This window comes from Streptococcus huangxiaojuni, assembly GCF_040930515.1.
GTDB classification, from domain to species: Bacteria; Bacillota; Bacilli; order Lactobacillales; family Streptococcaceae; genus Streptococcus; species Streptococcus huangxiaojuni.
Genome location: NZ_JBFQEG010000007.1, coordinates 49,391 through 67,223 on the forward strand (window position 1 = coordinate 49,391; position 17,833 = coordinate 67,223).

The 17,833-nt window shown below is 44.0% G+C and carries 19 protein-coding genes and 1 pseudogene; 18 read left to right on the forward strand and 2 right to left on the reverse strand.

The genetic code is table 11. The features are described from left to right. Nucleotides 1–3 precede the first annotated feature (3 nt). From AB3329_RS05835 to AB3329_RS05870, 8 genes and pseudogenes are all read left to right on the forward strand, one after another. Nucleotides 4–960 (forward strand): branched-chain amino acid ABC transporter permease, encoded by a 957-nt coding sequence (locus tag AB3329_RS05835; RefSeq protein ID WP_368394822.1) that lies wholly within the window; start codon nucleotides 4–6, stop codon nucleotides 958–960. Continuing rightward, nucleotides 960–1,724, forward strand: coding sequence for an ABC transporter ATP-binding protein (locus tag AB3329_RS05840; RefSeq protein ID WP_368394824.1), 765 nt, complete (start codon nucleotides 960–962; stop codon nucleotides 1,722–1,724). Before AB3329_RS05835 ends, AB3329_RS05840 begins: the two co-directional genes overlap by 1 nt. Then, on the forward strand, nucleotides 1,724–2,434 hold the full coding sequence (locus AB3329_RS05845) for an ABC transporter ATP-binding protein (protein WP_368394825.1): 711 nt from the start codon (nucleotides 1,724–1,726) through the stop codon (nucleotides 2,432–2,434). The genes AB3329_RS05840 and AB3329_RS05845 overlap by 1 nt, the downstream gene beginning before the upstream one ends. Nucleotides 2,435–2,827: 393 nt before the next feature. Then, on the forward strand, nucleotides 2,828–3,748 hold the full coding sequence (locus AB3329_RS05850; protein WP_368394826.1) for an aldo/keto reductase: 921 nt from the start codon (nucleotides 2,828–2,830) through the stop codon (nucleotides 3,746–3,748). Nucleotides 3,749–3,982: 234 nt separating this feature from the next. Continuing rightward, the gene (locus AB3329_RS05855) at nucleotides 3,983–4,843 is read left to right on the forward strand and encodes an aldo/keto reductase (protein ID WP_368394828.1); all 861 of its coding nucleotides are present in this window, start codon (nucleotides 3,983–3,985) and stop codon (nucleotides 4,841–4,843) included. Nucleotides 4,844–5,148: 305 nt separating this feature from the next. Beyond that, nucleotides 5,149–5,697 (forward strand): annotated as a pseudogene (locus tag AB3329_RS05860) (TMEM175 family protein); the annotation flags it as partial. Between the two features lie 30 nt (nucleotides 5,698–5,727). Next, complete coding sequence (locus AB3329_RS05865; protein ID WP_368394856.1) at nucleotides 5,728–6,288, forward strand: TMEM175 family protein; 561 nt, start codon at nucleotides 5,728–5,730, stop codon at nucleotides 6,286–6,288. A 284-nt stretch (nucleotides 6,289–6,572) separates the two neighbouring features. Continuing rightward, entirely contained in the window at nucleotides 6,573–7,619 is a 1,047-nt protein-coding gene (locus AB3329_RS05870) for a zinc-binding dehydrogenase (RefSeq protein WP_368394829.1), read from the forward strand. Between the two features lie 240 nt (nucleotides 7,620–7,859). On the opposite strand, the gene AB3329_RS05875 is transcribed toward AB3329_RS05870, so the two are convergent. Beyond that, complete coding sequence (locus tag AB3329_RS05875) at nucleotides 7,860–8,729, reverse strand: LysR family transcriptional regulator (RefSeq protein WP_368394830.1); 870 nt, start codon at nucleotides 8,727–8,729, stop codon at nucleotides 7,860–7,862. A gap of 399 nt (nucleotides 8,730–9,128) precedes the next feature. Here AB3329_RS05875 and AB3329_RS05880 point away from each other — a divergent pair, with 399 nt between their 5' ends. The 8 genes from AB3329_RS05880 (at nucleotide 9,129) to rsmI (ending at nucleotide 14,863) form a co-directional block, all read left to right on the forward strand. Further along, a complete protein-coding gene (locus tag AB3329_RS05880) occupies nucleotides 9,129–9,635 on the forward strand; it encodes a cyclophilin-like fold protein (protein WP_368394831.1) in 507 nt (168 codons plus the stop codon). Between the two features lie 289 nt (nucleotides 9,636–9,924). Continuing rightward, on the forward strand, nucleotides 9,925–10,404 hold the full coding sequence (locus AB3329_RS05885) for a flavodoxin (protein WP_368394833.1): 480 nt from the start codon (nucleotides 9,925–9,927) through the stop codon (nucleotides 10,402–10,404). A 112-nt stretch (nucleotides 10,405–10,516) separates the two neighbouring features. Continuing rightward, on the forward strand, nucleotides 10,517–11,176 hold the full coding sequence (locus AB3329_RS05890) for a CBS domain-containing protein (RefSeq protein WP_368394835.1): 660 nt from the start codon (nucleotides 10,517–10,519) through the stop codon (nucleotides 11,174–11,176). 182 nt (nucleotides 11,177–11,358) lie between these two features. Then, nucleotides 11,359–12,012, forward strand: coding sequence for a dTMP kinase (gene tmk, locus AB3329_RS05895; protein ID WP_368394836.1), 654 nt, complete (start codon nucleotides 11,359–11,361; stop codon nucleotides 12,010–12,012). Then, nucleotides 12,003–12,878, forward strand: a complete 876-nt coding sequence (locus AB3329_RS05900) for a DNA polymerase III subunit delta' (protein WP_368394837.1) — start codon at nucleotides 12,003–12,005, stop codon at nucleotides 12,876–12,878. Before tmk ends, AB3329_RS05900 begins: the two co-directional genes overlap by 10 nt. Then, entirely contained in the window at nucleotides 12,875–13,675 is an 801-nt protein-coding gene (gene ricT, locus AB3329_RS05905) for a regulatory iron-sulfur-containing complex subunit RicT (RefSeq protein WP_368394838.1), read from the forward strand. Before AB3329_RS05900 ends, ricT begins: the two co-directional genes overlap by 4 nt. Further along, nucleotides 13,668–13,988, forward strand: coding sequence for a DNA replication initiation control protein YabA (yabA, locus tag AB3329_RS05910; protein ID WP_067065024.1), 321 nt, complete (start codon nucleotides 13,668–13,670; stop codon nucleotides 13,986–13,988). The genes ricT and yabA overlap by 8 nt, the downstream gene beginning before the upstream one ends. Nucleotides 13,989–13,993: 5 nt before the next feature. Next, the gene (rsmI, locus tag AB3329_RS05915) at nucleotides 13,994–14,863 is read left to right on the forward strand and encodes a 16S rRNA (cytidine(1402)-2'-O)-methyltransferase (RefSeq protein WP_368394840.1); all 870 of its coding nucleotides are present in this window, start codon (nucleotides 13,994–13,996) and stop codon (nucleotides 14,861–14,863) included. Between the two features lie 192 nt (nucleotides 14,864–15,055). On the opposite strand, the gene AB3329_RS05920 is transcribed toward rsmI, so the two are convergent. After that, nucleotides 15,056–15,688 (reverse strand): copper homeostasis protein CutC, encoded by a 633-nt coding sequence (locus tag AB3329_RS05920; protein ID WP_368394841.1) that lies wholly within the window; start codon nucleotides 15,686–15,688, stop codon nucleotides 15,056–15,058. A gap of 421 nt (nucleotides 15,689–16,109) precedes the next feature. Here AB3329_RS05920 and serC point away from each other — a divergent pair, with 421 nt between their 5' ends. Together serC and AB3329_RS05930 are read left to right on the forward strand one after the other, a co-directional pair. Continuing rightward, nucleotides 16,110–17,201 carry a 3-phosphoserine/phosphohydroxythreonine transaminase gene (serC, locus tag AB3329_RS05925; protein ID WP_368394842.1) on the forward strand — a complete coding sequence of 364 codons (1,092 nt, stop codon included), beginning with the start codon at nucleotides 16,110–16,112 and terminating at the stop codon, nucleotides 17,199–17,201. Nucleotides 17,202–17,238: 37 nt separating this feature from the next. Beyond that, complete coding sequence (locus tag AB3329_RS05930) at nucleotides 17,239–17,796, forward strand: GNAT family N-acetyltransferase (RefSeq protein WP_368394843.1); 558 nt, start codon at nucleotides 17,239–17,241, stop codon at nucleotides 17,794–17,796. Nucleotides 17,797–17,833 lie beyond the last annotated feature (37 nt).

Here is a 17,833-nt window from a genome sequence, read left to right on the forward strand (position 1 = left end):
ACAATGAAAAAAAATCTGAAATCTATTCTGGCTTGGATTGCTGTGATTGCACTTGTCTACATCATTCTGGCAGCACTTATTAATTCGGGCTTTTTAGGTGTTTACTATATTCAGATTCTTATGGGAATCGGGATTTCGATGATTATGGCTATGGGAACCAATCTGGTTCTGGGTTTTTCCGGGCAGTTTTCTTTGGGACAGGCTGGCTTTATGGCTATCGGAGCCTATGCGACAGCTATTATAACAGATTTCAATCCGACTTACGCCGGCTATTATCTGTCCATGGTTGTTGGTGCGCTTTTGGCAGGAATTGTTGCTGTTATTGTCGGTTTTCCTACACTGCGGCTCAAAGGCGACTACTTAGCCATTGCTACTCTGGGTGTATCGGAAATCATCAGGATTGCTATTGTCAACGGCGGTGAGCTGACGAACGGAGCAGCCGGTTTGACAGGTATTCTGCCTTATTCACAATGGACAACGGTTTTTATCTTTGTTGTGCTGATTTTAATTTTCTTTATGAACTATCTGCGCAGCTCTTTTGGCCGTCAGGTTATTTCCGTTCGTGAAGATGAAATTGCCGCTGAAGCCATGGGTGTAAATACAACCAAGGTTAAGGTGATGACTTTTGCTATTGCAGCAATGACAGCAAGTATTGCCGGTTCTCTGTATGTCGGCTATATTGGGACGATTGCTCCTAAAGATTTTACGATTATGAGATCTATTGATTATCTTATTATCGCGGTTCTGGGGGGACTGGGCTCGATGACCGGTACGATTGTGGCGGCAGTTGTTCTGGGCTTTCTCAATATGTATCTGCAAAATTTCTCAGATGTGAGAATGATTATCTACTCTTTGACTTTGATTCTGGTCATGGTTTTCCGCCCGGGAGGTTTGCTGGGAACAAAAGAGTTCAGTTTTGCACGCTTATTTAAAAAGAAAACTAAGGAGGGCAGACGGTAATGGCACTTCTTGAGATAAAAAATTTAACAAAGAACTTCGGCGGTTTAACTGCAGTCGGCGATGTGACAATGGAGCTCAATGAAGGGGAACTTGTCGGACTTATCGGTCCTAATGGTGCTGGTAAAACGACTCTCTTTAACCTCCTGACTGGTGTTTACGAGCCGAGTGAGGGTACAATCAGTCTTGACAGCACCATTTTAAATGGGAAGCTTCCTTATCATATTGCCTCTTTAGGCCTGTCGCGTACTTTCCAAAATATTCGGCTGTTTAAGGACATGACGGTCCTTGACAATGTGCTGATTGGTCTGGCTAATAAAGCCTCTCTCCCAATTTTTTCCAGTCTGCTGCGTCTGCCGAATTTTTATAAAAGTGAGCAGGAACTGCAAAATCAGGCTTTCGATTTGCTTTCCATTTTTGGATTAGAGGACAAGGCTGAGACCTTGGCTAAAAATCTGCCTTATGGTCAGCAGCGGCGCTTAGAAATCGTCAGAGCTCTGGCAACCAAACCTAAAATTCTCTTTCTGGATGAGCCTGCTGCCGGTATGAATCCGCAGGAAACAGCAGAACTAACCCAGCTTATTCGTCAAATCAAGGACCGGTTTAAGATTACTATCATGCTGATTGAGCATGATATGAGTTTGGTTATGGATGTAACTGAACGCATTTATGTTTTAGAATACGGCCGCTTAATTGCTCAAGGGACACCGGATGAAATTAAAAATGATCAGCGCGTGATTGAGGCATATCTGGGAGGTGAAGCATAATGGCTATGTTAACAGTTGAAAATCTCTCAGTCCATTACGGTGTTATTCAGGCTGTTAAAGAGGTTTCATTTACAGTGAATGAAGGAGAGGTGGTCTCTCTAATCGGAGCTAACGGCGCCGGTAAAACATCTATTTTGCGAACGATCTCCGGCTTGGTCCGCCCAAGCAGCGGCAGTATCGTTTTTGAAGGGGAAGCTATCCATCGGGCCGCAACACGTAAAATTGTTGCCAGCGGTCTCTCTCAGGTTCCGGAAGGGCGCCATGTTTTTTCCGGTCTGACTGTTCTGGAAAATCTTGAAATGGGGGCGTTTTTAAGCAACAGTCGGGATGAAAATCAAAAGAACCTGCAGCGGGTTTTTGACCGTTTTCCGCGTTTGGAAGAAAGGAAAAACCAAGATGCTGCCACCCTCTCAGGCGGTGAGCAGCAAATGCTGGCTATGGGCCGGGCTTTGATGAGCAAGCCGAAACTTCTTCTGTTAGATGAGCCTTCCATGGGCTTGGCACCGATTATTATTCAGGAAATTTTTGATATCATTCAAGATATTCAAAAACAAGGAACAACAGTCCTCTTGATTGAGCAAAATGCGCATAAGGCTCTCGCCATTGCAGACCGCGGCTATGTGCTTGAAACTGGAAAGATTGTCCTTTCCGGCACCGGTCCGGAACTTTTGGAGTCCGATGAAGTGCGCAAGGCCTACTTAGGCGGATGAACATCGTATAAAACCAAGGATTCTTCCCTTGGTTTTTTTATCAAGATACAAAGCCCGTCAAAAGAGCAAAGCAAAAATGACGGTAAGTCCGAAATCTCTGATTTCGCAGACGCACCTCTGCCAAGACGACTAGACGGGTGCGGTCGTCTGCTGAGCCTTTCACAGCTATTGCCACGAACTATGATGATTACCAAATGGCAGCAGATGCCATGCCTTCAGAGCACTAACTATATGGAAATATATACTAGTAAGCGTATCATGATATTGCAAGTAAGGCTTTAGGTGCTATATTTATACGGTTAACAGCTGAATGGGATAAAACCTTCCCGAAAAACGACAGCGGCAATCATAATAAGATGGCATTTTTTGAAATTAAATTGAAGGAGAGTTTTTATGGAATACATTAGATTAGGCGGGAGCGGCTTGCTGGTTTCCAGAGTTTGTTTAGGGACAATGGGTTTTGGGACGCCTGGCAAACTTTTTCCGTGGACTGTCGGCTATGAGGAGGCAGAAAAGATTGTCAAAGAATGCTTAGATAAAGGGGTTAATTTCTTTGATACAGCAAATATTTATACAGACGGAGAATCCGAGGAGATGCTGGGGAAGGCCTTGAGCAAATATGCCAGCCGTCAAGATGTTGTTATTGCGACTAAATGCGGCTTAAGTTACAATCAAAAACCTAATACGGAGGGCCTGTCCCGCAAGGTGATTTTCGATGAAGTGGAAAAATCGTTAAAACGCCTGAAAACAGACTACATTGACCTCTACATCATACACCGGCCGGATTTGGATACGCCTGTTGAAGAGACGATGGAAGCCCTGCATGACTTAGTCAAAATGGGGAAAGTGCGCTATATCGGTGCTTCAAATATGAAAGCCTGGCAGTTTGCCAAATATCAGTACACTGCCGAAAAGCATGGCTGGACTAAGTTTATCTCTCTGCAAAATACTCATAACATTATGGAAAGAGCGGACGAGCGGGAGCTTTTTCCCATGCTTAAAGATATGGGTGTCTCTCTGACTGCTTATAAAGTTCTGGCCGGAGGCCGGCTGACACGTGCTGACAAAGAAGAGACCGAACGTTCCAAGACTCAAACCTTATCAGAGGCAGAATTAGAAATGAGCCGCCGTCTGCAGACTGTAGCTGATCACCATCACTGTTCTAAGGCAGATGTTTTGATTGCTTGGGAACTGTCTAAAAAACCTGTTGATGTTGTTTTAGTCGGGACAACTAAAGCCGGCCGCATCACAGATACTGTAAAGGCACTGGATGTTCAGTTAACAAAAGAAGATATCGATTTTTTGGAAGCTTAGTCTGAGGTCGGGGAACCATCAGTATGCTGGCGTCAGTGTTTTTCTCCGACTTCAATACTGTCAGTTTCTCAAAAAAGTCTGTAAAAAACTTTAGCCTTTCGAAAATAGCTGAGATTTTATTTTAGATTTTTTACTATACATCTACTGTATACTAGCATGCTGAAAAAGTATTTTTCAGCTGCTCTGGCTTGGTTTATAATAAGACTATCATATGGAGAAATAGGAGAAAAGTTTATGACTCAACCCACAGTAACACTTAATAACGGCGTTAAAATGCCTATGGTTGGTTTTGGTGTCTTCCAGATTCCCGATCAAGATGTTTGCCAGGAAGTTGTTGAAACAGCTATCAAGACCGGCTACCGTTTGATTGATACAGCCGAAGCTTACGGCAATGAAGAAGCAGTCGGCAAGGCTATTAAGGCATCGGGCGTTCCGCGTGAAGAACTCTTCATCACCACTAAAGCATTTATCCAGCATATTAATTATGAGGGGGCTAAAGAAGCTTTTGAAGAATCTCTTGACAAGCTTGGTTTAGACTATCTTGACCTTTATCTGCTGCATCAGCCTGTCGGTGATACCTTTGGCGCTTGGCGTGCATTAGAAGAACTGTATAAAGAAGGCAAAATTCGTGCGATCGGTGTGTCAAATTTCAAAGATGATCAGCTGGCTAATTTAGCTACTTTTAATGATGTAGTGCCTGCTGTCAATCAGATTGAGCTGCATGTCTTCCATCAAAAAGAAGCATCTGTAAACTATCAGCAGTCAAAAGGTGTTCAGGTTGAGAGCTGGGGGGCCTTTGCAGAAGGGCGTTTCGATGTCTTTACCAATCCTGTTTTAACAGCTATTGCTGATAAATATGGTAAAACAACTGCTCAGGTAATGCTCCGCTGGCAATTGCAGCGCGGGATTGTCAGCCTTTCAAAATCCGCTAATCCGGAACGGGTGCGTCAAAATTTTGATATCTTTGATTTTGAGTTATCGGCGGATGACATGGCACAAATCGCTGGCCTTAACTCTGATACGACTGTCTTTGCAGATCACCATGCTGCTGAAACAGTAGAACTTCTGGCTGGTTTTGTTGGAAAGTCTTTTTAAAAACTGTTAAAAAGATACTAAACGGCTTGCTATCTTAAATCGAAATCACCCTTGTCTGTATCTTTCAAAAAGATCGGGTATCGGGTGATTTTTTTGGCAGCAGTAGGGGCTTCAGCCTAGTTTGTCAGATTATCTATATTTTGCAAGTGAGGCCAATCTGTTGAGCGAGCAAAACGCTCTAACTTTTAACATAAAGCTTGATGCAGTGAAAACTACTGTGCCGGCCTGTCTCTAAACAGCTTCACCGTTTTTTCACTTGTATGCTATAATAAACAATAAACAGATACTGAAAGGAAGTAGAGATGATGTCAAAAGACAGGCTCTTAGTTTTTACAGACGCCATGCTTGCCATTATTATGACCATGCTGATTTTGGAATTGGGACATCCCGACAATCTCACTTGGCAGTCCTTGTGGCACATGCGCAGCGAATTTTTTGCCTATGCCGTTTCTTATTTTTGGCTGGGTGCCATGTGGGTTAATCTCCATCGTGCCTGGCACGATGTTGAAACCATTAACAATAAATTAGTCTGGCAGTCCCTGCTTTTACTTTTTTTCTCGTCTTTCTTTCCTTATGCCACGGCTCTGGTTTCAAAAAATGCTGATTCCAGTTTTGCTCAAGCTTTCTATGGTTTGGTTGTGTTTGGGGTTACGGGAAGCAATGTTTGGATGTATCGGGAATTAGCTAATCTGGATGACCGCCAAATACAGGCCTTTGCCTTATCCCATAATAACTATATGAAGGTAGACATTGTCATTAAGTTAATCGGTTTTATTCTGGCTTTGACAATCTGGCCGCAAGCCATGATGTGGTCTGTGCTGACAGCAGCTCTGGTTGTTGTAACCCCTCGATCAACTCGGTTAATCAGCCAGACAACAGACTTGATGGATAAGGAGCGCTTAGTTGCTTTTACAGATGCCATGTTAGCTATCATTATGACGGTTTTAGTGCTGGATCTGGATCGACCCCAGCAAATGACCTGGTCTGCCTTGTGGGACTTGCGGACTAACTTTTTTGCCTACACTATTTCTTTCTTCTGGCTGGGGACAATGTGGGTTAATCTTCACCGAACATGGGATAATATCAGCGGAATCAATTCCCGCTTAGTGTGGAATTCAGTCGTTTTGCTTTTCTGCGCCAGCTTTTTCCCTTACACGACTGATTTGGTGGCGGGGAATTTTAATAGTTCTGTCGCTCAGGCTGTCTATGGTCTGGTTGTTTTGGCAGTGACAGCCTGCAATGTCTGGATGTTCTTTGAATTAGGACACTTGGACCGGCAAGCGGTAGAAGAAGAGGGATTTAATATCCTTGATCGGGCCGGCTGGCTTGATGTCGTGATAAAAATTACAGGACTTGTTCTGACCTTGACTGTTTGGCCGCAGGCGATGATGTGGGCGGTTTTATTAACAGCTTTTGCTATTGTCCTGCCCAGATCGATCCGGTAATGGGCTTTGCTATATTTAGAAAGAATAGAACCTATAGTTAAGAAGCATAAGACTTATTTCAAATAAGCATTTGCTCTTAGACGGAAAAGGCTGTAAAATAAAATTATAAGAAAAATGTGGTCTTTAGATAAAGAGTTAATAGTCCAAAGGCCATCTGGCACTTATTTTTAATGAAAGGATTGAACGTCCGGAAATGCCTTAACAGATGATTTCATCTTCACTGAACTTAGACGGAAAAATCTGAGCAGGAGGGGCAGCTTTCCTCGATGTTCTCGGTATGTATTATGAAAACTGCTATTTTTGAACACGCTGGCTCAATGGTTGTTGAAGATGTCGCTAAACCGACACTTCAGGCAGATGATGATGTGATTATCAAAATTGTCCGTGCCTGTGTCTGCGGGTCTGATTTGTGGTCTTACTCGCACGGTGATAACAAGCCGGCTCATTCAGATAACAGCGGGCATGAAGCGCTTGGCATTGTCGAAGAGACGGGTCCCGCTATTAATACGGTTCAGCCGGGTGACTTTGTAATTGTTCCTTTTACTCACGGCTGCGGGGAGTGTGATGCCTGCCGTGCCGGATTTGATGGTACTTGTGATAATCACAAAGGGGCTACTAATTGGGGCGGCGGCTACCAGTCAGAGTATATTCGCTTCCACTATGGTAACTGGGCTCTTGTTAAGGTTCCCGGCCAACCGTCAGATTATTCAGAAGGTATGATTAAATCCCTTTTGACTTTAGCAGATGTTATGCCGACAGGCTACCATGCAGCACGGGTAGCAGATGTTAAACGCGGAGATAAGGTTGTTGTTATCGGAGACGGTGCTGTCGGACAATGTGCGGTAATAGCGGCCAAAATGCTTGGTGCTTCACAAATTATTCTGATGAGCCGCCATGAGGACCGCCAGCAGATGGCTTTGGCTTCAGGAGCGACAGGAATAGTTGCTGAACGCGGAGAAGAAGGAATTGCTAAAGTACGCGAGATTTTAGGCGGCGGAGCAGATGCTGCCCTTGAATGTGTCGGGACAGAGGCTGCTATGGATCAAGCACTGGGGGTGCTGCACAATGGCGGCCGAGTAGGCTTTGTGGGTGTGCCGCATTACAGCAACCATCCTCTGGGGTCGACTTTTGCTCAAAACATCATAGTTGGCGGCGGTTCGGCATCGGTGACAACATATGACAAGCAAGTCCTGCTGAAAGCTGTTCTTGATGGGGATATTAATCCAGGGCGTGTTTTCACTGACACTTACCCATTAGCAGATGTCAACCAGGCTTATCAGGATATGGCTGACCGTAAGACTATCAAGTCGATGCTTGTTGTAAGTGATTAAGAAATAATAAAAAAATGAAGCTGGGACAAAGTCCCAGCTTCATTTGCTGGAGTGAAAGAGAGAAATTCCCGGTAAAAAGGAAGACGCTCTGCTCTGATTAATTCATACAAAGCTTTAAAATAACCACCGTTCTATCTAAAGTAAGGACAATTGTTTTTCAGACTTTTTTGTCTCGCTCCTGAATGGTTTGCAGCTGAGAGACAGTCAGGTCAAAGCTCTGATTTAGACTTAAAGAAAGGGCTACTGCTTTAATTCCTCTCTTACCAGTTCTAAAAATTTTTTGGCCAATCCTGACTGGCTGCTTTGTTTTTTCCAAAGGATTTGCAGCGAGTCAAGGTTGTCTTCGGCAAAAGGAACAAAGTCCAGCTTACTGTCTTTAAAATCTGTTTCAATAATGCCATCAAGCGCCAAGGCGATACCAACTCCCTCTTTAACCAGAATAGAAGCGTTGTAGAGCAAATTGTAGGTGGCAACGATTCGGTAGTCACCAAGTCCTGCAAGAAGCGACTCATCAATAGTTGTCTGAGCAGAGACAATGAGCGGATAAGCCAGTGCATCTGCGAGACTCGGCTTGTCACATTTGGTTAAGGGATGGTTTTTAGGAACTAAGACTCCCCAGCGGTCATGATTGGGTAGTGATAAGTGATTGTACTTTTTAATATCGTAAGGTCCAATAGTAATGGCTAAATCATAGACCCCTCGGTTGAGCTGTTCAAGAATATCGTCTGCATTGCCGCTGCGGACATGCACCTTGATATTAGGATAGCTGACTGTCAATTTTTTGACAGCACGAGCCACTATATCTAAGGACTGTGTTTCAGCAGCTCCGATATAAATATCACCAGCTAAATTTTCCGATCCGCGGATGCTGCTTGCGGTCTTATCCACCAAACTCAAAATTTCAATCGCTCGATTATAGAGATACTGTCCGTCGTCGGTCAGCTGAATCTCACGGCTCCCTCGGTGAAAAAGGACTGTATTGAGTTCTTCTTCAAGTTCCTTAATCTGGCGCGATAGGGTCGGCTGGGTGACATGCAGCGCTTGCGCAGCATTTGAGATGCTCTTTGTCTGTACAATAGTCACAAAATAATTAAGAACACGAATATCCATACAGCCTCCTATACCTAGTCATTATATACCAGCTCTATTATACCATTCAGATTTAAAAAAACGGCTTTAATTTTCTTTTTCATGCTTTTTTTCTATGTTTAATATTTGATATGAGTATTTGCTATATTAAAAGATGCATGATAAAGTATAAGTACAGATGCAGAAGGAAAGAAAAGCATGAAAGAAATCAACCAAGCTTTACTGATAGGTGAACGAGCTTTATTTCAGCAGAGAGAAACCGACATAAAGAATTCAGTTTTTAAAGATGGCGAACACCTTTGAAAGTCAGACTGATCTGGGCGATACTGTTTTTCTCTAGGAGATACCTCTCCAGAGCGGTAGCGGAAGATAGTCTGAGACGGTTTAAACAGGCTGTTCAGGCTTATAAGAGGCAATAAAATGGAAAAAATAATAATTTTAATAACCTGTTTTCTGCTGGCCGGCTGTTCAGCAGCTGAAAGTGGGCAGTCTCAGTCAGATGATGCAGGTAGTCAGACGACTTCTGACAGGAGCTTTTCTGATTCTCAGGAAACAAGTCAACCTGAAAAGGATAAGGAAGAAACTGTGATAAAGGCAAGGATTGATAATCAAACATTCGAAATCGTACTAAATGACAGTCAGGCAGCTGAGGAATTTCAAGATCTGCTGCCTTTGACAGTAGAGATGGAACATGTCAACGGTAATGAGGTCTATGCCTCTTTAGGGGAGCAATTCACTGCTAATAATCAGCAGGCGGGACAAATTCATGCAGGAGATCTTAAACTATGGTCAGGTGACGGTCTTGTCCTCTTTTATAAAGATTTCTCTTCAAATTATTCTTATACAGATCTGGGACGTATGACAGACAGTAAAGGGCTGGCCGATGCTTTAGAGCAGTCCTCCACCGTCAGATTTGAAAGGGAGTAGATAGGTGCAGCCTAACCGCTAATAGCCGATTCTTTTGTGCCTTGTAAAGTGAACACGGCCTAAACGCTGTGGGAAAAAGATGTCCTGACTTAGAATCTGGCGATTCGTCAGTCAGTCCCCTATTTTCCTTTTGCGTTTTTCACGGGCTTTGTATCTTGTTGGAATTGAACACGCCCTAAGAGCTGTGCAAAAAAGATAGACTGTCCTAGAGCTTTGTGGCTCTTCGTCCAGTCTTCTATTTTTGCTTTGCTCTTTTAACGGGCTTTGTATCTTGTTTATGGAGGGGGATATGATGTCAACTTTAGTTATGTATTTTTCAAAAACCGGGCATACGCGCGAAAGGGCGCAGGTGATTGCCCAAAAGCTTCAAGCGGATCTTTATGAAATCAAAGAGGAAGTGCCATATGGGGCTGCTGATTTGAATTGGAATAATCCTGCCAGCCGCTGCAACCGTGAGCAGGAAGATGAACAGAGCCGACCGGCCTATCAGGGAGTATTGCCTGATGTCAGTCGTTATGATTGCATTCTTATCGGCCATCCGATTTGGTGGGGCCGCCCGCCAAGGATTATTGATACCGTTCTGGAGCAGCTTCATCTGCAGAATAGCGGTAAGACACTGGCTTCTTTTGCAACTTCCGGGGGATCGACCTATGCACAGTCACAGGCTGTTATGACTATCCTGCTCGGTTCTTCTGCTAAGCGGGGGCGTGTTCTATCCAACAATTACAGTATAGATAAATGGCTGGAGGAAAACAGACTGTTGTCATAGGTTATCACTGACATTGTAAAAAATAAAGACAGTGCATCTGACCTGCAGGCCTCAGTTTACGGCTTCTTTGACTTTTTGTTATAATAAAAGTAAAGCAGTGAGGAGGGATTTTATGCCAGTAAAAGATTTTATGACCAAAAAGGTTGTCTATGTTTCTCCGGATACGACAGTGGCAGCTGCAGCTGATATTATGAGGGAACAGGACTTAAGACGGCTCCCGGTCATTGAAGATGACCGCTTGGTTGGTTTAGTAACAGCAGGGACGATGGCAGAGGCCAGTCCGTCAAAAGCGTCCAGTCTTTCAATTTATGAAATGAACTATCTGCTTAATAAGACGAAGATTCGTGATATCATGATAAAAGATGTTGTGACGGTTTCGCAGTATGCCAGACTGGAAGATGCTATTTATATTATGATGAAGCACCGTGTCGGTATTCTCCCGGTTGTTGATAACGGTCAAATTTACGGGGTGATAACAGATAAGGACGTCTTTAGGGCTTTCCTAGAAGTTTCCGGCTATGGCGAGGAAGGAGTCCGCGCTGTTGTTTTAGCGGATGACAGTATCGGAGTGCTGGCCAAAGTTGTCGACACCATTACAAATGAAAATCTCAATATTAAGCATACCGTTATTGCCAGCCGCCAGTCCGGCAAGACAGTTATTGAAGTGCAGATTGACGGCCGAGTCGCTATTGACGATTTAAAAGATAAATTGCTTAAACAGGGAATTGAGGTAGAATCAATTGAAAAGACAGCTGCCAAATCTTTAAAATAGAAGAGAAGGACACCAGCAGATGATTGCCGGTGTCTTTTTTGGTGAAAATTTGCTAAAATAAAAGTATCAAATGCGGGCCGTTAAATTTAAAAACGGCTGAAAGAAGAAACGAATGTTGGCATGAACTGCCGGAGATTGATTTTTTACTTAACCGGTAAGGAGGGAGTAAAGTAAGGAACTGTATGTCTAAAGGGTTTATTATTTCTTTTGAGGGACCGGACGGTGCTGGCAAAACAACAGTCTTAGAAAAACTTTTGCCCCGGCTTAAAAAAAAGCTTAAAGCAGATTGTATCGTTACCCGCGAACCTGGCGGTGTACTGATTGCTGAGCGTATCAGAGAAGTTATTCTGGATGTCAGCCACGCCAATATGGATGCCAAAACAGAGTTGCTTCTCTATATGGCTGCCAGACGGCAGCACTATATCGAAAAAGTACTGCCGGCTGTAAATCAAGGGAAAGTTGTGCTGATCGATCGTTTTATTGATAGTTCTGTAGCTTATCAGGGAGCCGGAAGGGGGCTTGATAAAGCAGTCATCAGTCAGCTGAATGCCTTTGCTACGGATAACCGCAGACCGGATTTGACGCTGTATTTTGATTTACCGTCTGAAATAGGCTTAAGCCGTATTCAGAAAAATAAGGACAGGGAAGTCAACCGTCTGGATTTGGAAACACTGGATATGCATCAGCGGGTCCGCCAAGGTTATCTTGAACTGGCTCAGGCTGAGCCGGACAGGATTACCACACTTGATGCTTCTCTTAGTGCAGAAGCAGTTACTGAAAATGCTCTGGAGGCAATCATGAAACAAATCAGTAAAAGCAGGTCATTATGGATTTAGAGCAATTACAGCCTAAGCTCTTTGCAGAGTTTAAGCAGATTTTGCAGGCGGAACGTTTGAATCATGCCTACCTCTTTTCAGGGACTTTTGCCAGTTTTCCTATGGCTCTTTTCCTTGCCAAAAGCCGTTTTTGTGAGTGTTTACAGAATGGTCTTCCCTGCGGGAACTGCCGGTCATGCCGCTTAATTGAAGCAGGAGAGTTTGCGGATGTGAGGGTTATCGAACCGAGCGGTCAGATTATCAAAACGGACACAGTGAAAGAACTGCTGCGGAATTTTTCACGGTCAGGTTTTGAAGGGAAAGCGCAGGTATTTATCATTAAAGAATGTGAAAAACTGCATATTAATGCGGCTAACAGTCTGCTGAAGTTTATCGAAGAGCCGCAGAGTTCGGCCTATATGATTTTGCTGACAGCTGATGAGAGTAAAGTTTTGCCGACTATCAAGAGCCGTACACAGGTTTTTCAATTTCCTAAAAATGAAGCTCACTTGCAGAAGCAGGCTGAACAGGCCGGACTTTTAAAGAATCAGGCCAGACTCTTTGCACAGCTGGCTCACAGTCCGGAAGAGTTGGACGAACTGCTGGGCAATAAGAAAAATCTTGAGCTTGAGCAAGCCTGCCGGCGCTTTGCAGCCAGTCTTCAGAAAAATCAAGATTTAGCTTATTTAGAAACGGCCAGACTGGTTCAGTATGCTACAGAAAAAAACGAGCAGGCTCTGATTTTTCAGCTGCTGACAATACTTTTAGCAGAAGAAATAAAAGAAAAACAAAATCGGCGGCTCCTGCAGCTCCTTTTACAGGCCCGTTTGATGTGGCAAAGTAATGTCAGTTTTCAAAATGCATTGGAATATATGGTGATTTCATGACAAGAGTAATTGGAATTAAATACGGAGAAAAAGATGATTTAAGGTATGTGCAGTCAGACAGCTCTTATCAAAAAGACGATTTTTTAGTTATTAAAAATAAAAAAGGGAGCCGTCTGGCTCAAGTCGTTCAGCCTGATGTTACGACCAGTCCGGCTAAGCTTCCTGCAGATATGGATTGGGTTTGGCATAGGGCTGATCAAAAAGATTTTGAGACCCACCGCGAAAATCTGAAACTGGCGCAGCGCTCTCAGGCAAAGGTAAAAGAACTGATTGCTTCTCACCATTTGCCCATGAAACTGCTGGATATTGTTTTTCCTTTGGAGAAAAGCTATGTTTTAATCACTTTCTCTGCGGAAGGGCGTGTTGATTTTCGCCAGCTTCTTAAAGATTTGGCTGCTCTTTTTAAGACACGTGTGGAGCTGCGGCAGATCAACAGCCGGCAGGAGGCAAAAATTTACGGCGGCCTTGGCCCCTGCGGCCGGGCACTGTGCTGTTCCAGCTTTTTGGGAGAGTTTCCGCCTGTCTCTATCAAGATGGCTAAAAATCAAGGTTTGTCGCTTAGCTCGGGTAAAATGACGGGGCTTTGCGGCCGGCTGCTGTGCTGTCTGAGTTTTGAAGACGACTTCTACCAGACCAGCAAGGCGAAATTTCCTGATTTGGGAACAGTTGTTGAAACGCAAAATGGCTCAGGTATTGTCGCAGGGATTGATTTGTTTTCGGAAACCCTGCAAGTCCGTCTGACAGAGCAGGAAACGCTGCTGACCTATGCAGTTGAGGAGGTTAGAATTGGTGGATAAAAAAAAGTTATTTGATGCTTTTGATGACTTTTCTCAAAATTTAATGGTAACCTTGGCTGAAGTTGAAGCCATGAAAAAACAGGTCCAAGAGCTGGTCAAAGAAAATACAGGGCTGCGTTTAGAAAACACCAAGCTGCGTGAGCGTTTGCATCAATTGGAGCCTGAGACTGAAGCTAAAGCTCCCCACCAGGGGAAAGATCATTTGGAGAGTATCTATCAGGATGGCTTTCATGTTTGCAATTCTTTTTACGGTCAGCGCCGTGAAAATGATGAAGGCTGTGTTTTTTGCATGGAATTGCTGTATAGAGAGTAGGGCTGATGCAGATACAGAAAAGCTTTAAAAACCAGACTTCTAGCGGAACCCTGTACTTAGTTCCAACACCCATCGGCAATTTACAGGACATAACCCTGCGCGCTGCTGAAACGCTGAAAACAGTTGACTATATCTGTGCGGAAGATACACGCAACACAGGTATACTGCTGAAGCATTTAGCTGTTAAAACCAAGCAAATCAGTTTTCATGAGCATAATGCTGCTGAAAAGATTCCTGCTTTACTATCTTTACTGATTTCTGGTAAGTCCTTGGCCCAAGTCTCAGATGCTGGTATGCCTTCCATATCGGATCCTGGACATGATCTTGTGCAGGCAGCCCTTGCTCAGGATATCCCGGTTGTGGCGCTTCCCGGCGCTTCTGCCGGGATCACCGCCCTGATTGCCAGCGGTATAAGGCCTCAGCCCCATATTTTTTACGGTTTTTTACCCAGAAAAGCCGGTCAGCAAAGGTCATTTTTGGAGGAAAAGAAAAACTATCCTGAAACGCAGATTTTTTATGAATCACCTTACCGGCTGGCAGCAACCCTGAAAACGATTCTGGCTGTTTACGGAGACCGGGAAATTGTTCTCGCCCGCGAATTAACAAAGCTGCATGAAGAATATCAGCGCGGGAGGCTTTCGCAAGTATTAAGTCACATTGAGGAAAATCCCCCTAAGGGAGAATGCCTTTTGATTGTTGCGGGCTGTGAGCAGAAAAAGAAGGCTCCGGCTTTGACGGAAAAAGAATTATTGGCCCTTATCCATGGCTTTATAGCTGATGGGCTGGCGCCAAATGCAGCCATAAAAAAAGCCGCAAAACTTAACGGTTTAAATAGACAGGACGTTTACAGCCTCTATCATCAACTAAAAGATTAGTTTGCTGGCTGCAAAAAAGCGCCCGCAGTGATTGCAGAACGCCGGTGCAAGACATTTTTTGTTCTCAACTTTTAGTATTCTTTCAGCCCCTTTGCACTTGATGTAAAGGGGCTGAACAATATATTGACTTGGCCTGCAACCTTTCGTCAGTCAGAACAGCTTCCGCTTTTGTGCAGCTTGTTTATGGCTGTCTCAAATAATCTGAGTTCCATGAACTGCTTGGCAGCCTGTCAGGCGGCAGATTTCCTGATAATTATCAGCCCTGACACCGCCGCCCGGCATTATCTCGATTCTGCCGTCTGCATAAGAACAAAGTTCTTTAATCCAGCTGGTGTTTTCTAAAATATCATTTTTCTGCACAGAGCCGTGTAGCAATATACGGACAAAGCCTAAGTCAACCAGCCGGTCTAAGGCTTCTTTTTGTTTGTTTCTTGGGATATGGTCAAAGGCCATATGAAAAACCAAAGGCAGCCCTTGCGCTGCGGGAAGGAGCTGGTCAATGGCAGCAGTATCCACCTCATTTTCTTTCGTCAGCAGACCCAGAACTAAACTGTCACTCTCTAAGGCAACAGCCTGCAAGATGTCTTCTTCCATAATTTTGAGCTCAAAATCATTGTAAACAAAAGATCCGCCCCTAGGCCGAATCAACGTAGCCAGACTGATATTTTTTTCATGGAGGAGTTTGGCAGCTTCTTTAATGACACCATAAGATGGAGTCGTTCCTCCGACCGTCAGATTATCACAAAGCTCAACCCGTGTCACTTTTTGACTGTTTAATGCCGGCAGCTCAGTCATATTCTCCGCACAAAACTCTTTAAAAATCATAACACCACTCCCATCACAAGATACAAAGCCCGTTAAAAGAGCAAAGCAAAAATAGAAGACTGGACGAAGAGCCACAAAGCTCTAGGACAGTCTATCTTTTTTGCACAGCTCTTAGGGCGTGTTCAATTCCAACAAGATACAAAGCCCGTGAAAAACGCAAAAGGAAAATAGGGGACTGACTGACGAATCTCCAGATTCAAGGTCAGGCCATCTTTTTCCCGCAGCGTTTAGGGCGTGTTCAATTCCAACAAGATACAAAGCCTATTAAAAGGTGGAATGAATTGGCTTTCCAATTTTTTCATACGGCTTCATTTGAATCTTTACCTTATTATAGCATGATTTTTTGTCCGCTGATATTTGGATACTTGATAAACTCTGAAAAATTGTGCTATAATTTGTAATATTATACGGAGGTGTTTTGATGGCGATTTATAATTTTTCTGCAGGTCCTGCAGTGCTGCCTAAGCCCGTGCTTGAGCAAGCTCAAAGAGAAATGCTTGATTACCAAGGAAGCGGTATGAGTGTTTTAGAACTGTCTCACCGCTCCAAAGAATTCGATAACATTATCAAAGATGCTGAGCAGCTGCTGCGCGATTTAATGGCGATTCCCGATAACTATAAGGTCTTATTCCTGCAAGGCGGAGCTTCAACCCAGTTCAGTATGCTTCCTTTAAACCTTGCCAAAGGCCGTAAAGCTTATTATCATGTTGCCGGTTCTTGGGGGAAAAAGGCCTACACAGAGGCTGTTAAACTGTCTAAAACGATTCCTTTCGACCCGATTTTATTAGCTTCTTCGGAAGAAAGTGTTTATGACCATATCCCTGCTTTTGAGGCATCGGCGATTGATCCGGACGCTGCTTATGTTCATCTGACCACCAATAATACGATTGAAGGGACAGCTGTTTACCACCTGCCGGATACCAACGGTGTCCCGCTTGTAGCTGATATGTCCTCTAATATTTTGGCTGTGCGCTATCATGTCGAAGATTTCGCAGTTATTTATGCCGGCGCACAAAAAAATATCGGTCCGGCTGGCGTGACTGTTGTTATTATTCGCGAAGATTTCCTGAATGATGACCCAGCGCTTTCTTCTATGCTGGATTACCGTATTCTGGCAGAAGCCGGCTCTCTCTACAATACACCGCCGGCTTACAGTATTTATATTGCTAAACTTGTTTTTGAATGGGTTAAAAAACAGGGCGGGGTTGATAAGATGGAAGAGATCAATCGGGAGAAATCAGGTCTCCTTTATGATTTTATCGACCAGTCTGATTTCTATACCAGTCCTGTTAAGGCCGCTGCCGAGCGTTCGGTGGCTAATGTTCCTTTTGTTACGCCAAGTAAGGAATTAGATGCTAAATTTGTTGCTCAAGCAACACCGCTTGGTTTTAAAAACATCAAAGGGCACCGCAGTGTTGGCGGCATGCGTGCCAGTCTTTACAACGCTTTCCCGCGTCAAGGGGTACTGGATTTAATTGACTTTATGAAGCAGTTTGAAGCCGAAAACAGTTAATTCAGTTGTGCAGTAAAAGCAAAGAAAAGGCAGGATTATGGATATTAGACAAGCTTTTCCCAATGAGACCAATCAGATTATGGCGGTTATTGACAGTGCCAGACAAGTATTGGCAGAATCTGGCAGTAAACAATGGCAGGGAGACAGTGGTTATCCGGCTCAGGAAGATATTGTTGAAGATATCTTACAAGGCCGGGGCTATGTCGGTATTGTGGATGGGCATATTGTAGCCTACGGAGCGGTAATTACAGACGGAGATCCTGCTTACGACAAGATTTATGATGGGCAGTGGCAGCATAATAATCACCGTTATATCACCTTTCATCGTATTGCTGTTTTGGCGGAGGCAAGGGGGCAAAAAATCGGTCAGACTTTCCTGCAAGGTCTGATCGAAGGAACGGACGGACATGATTTTCGCTGTGATACAGATGAGAAAAATGCCACTATGCGGCATATTCTTGAGAAACTTGGTTATGTATACTGCGGCAAGCTGCCGATTGATGGTGAACGTCTGGCTTATCAAAAAATCAAAACAAAAGCCGAAAAAGCTTTCTACCAAGAAGTTGATGAAGCAGACTATCACGGTTTAGTCTAAATGCGGCCAGCAGTCGGCAGATGTAGGAGGACTGACT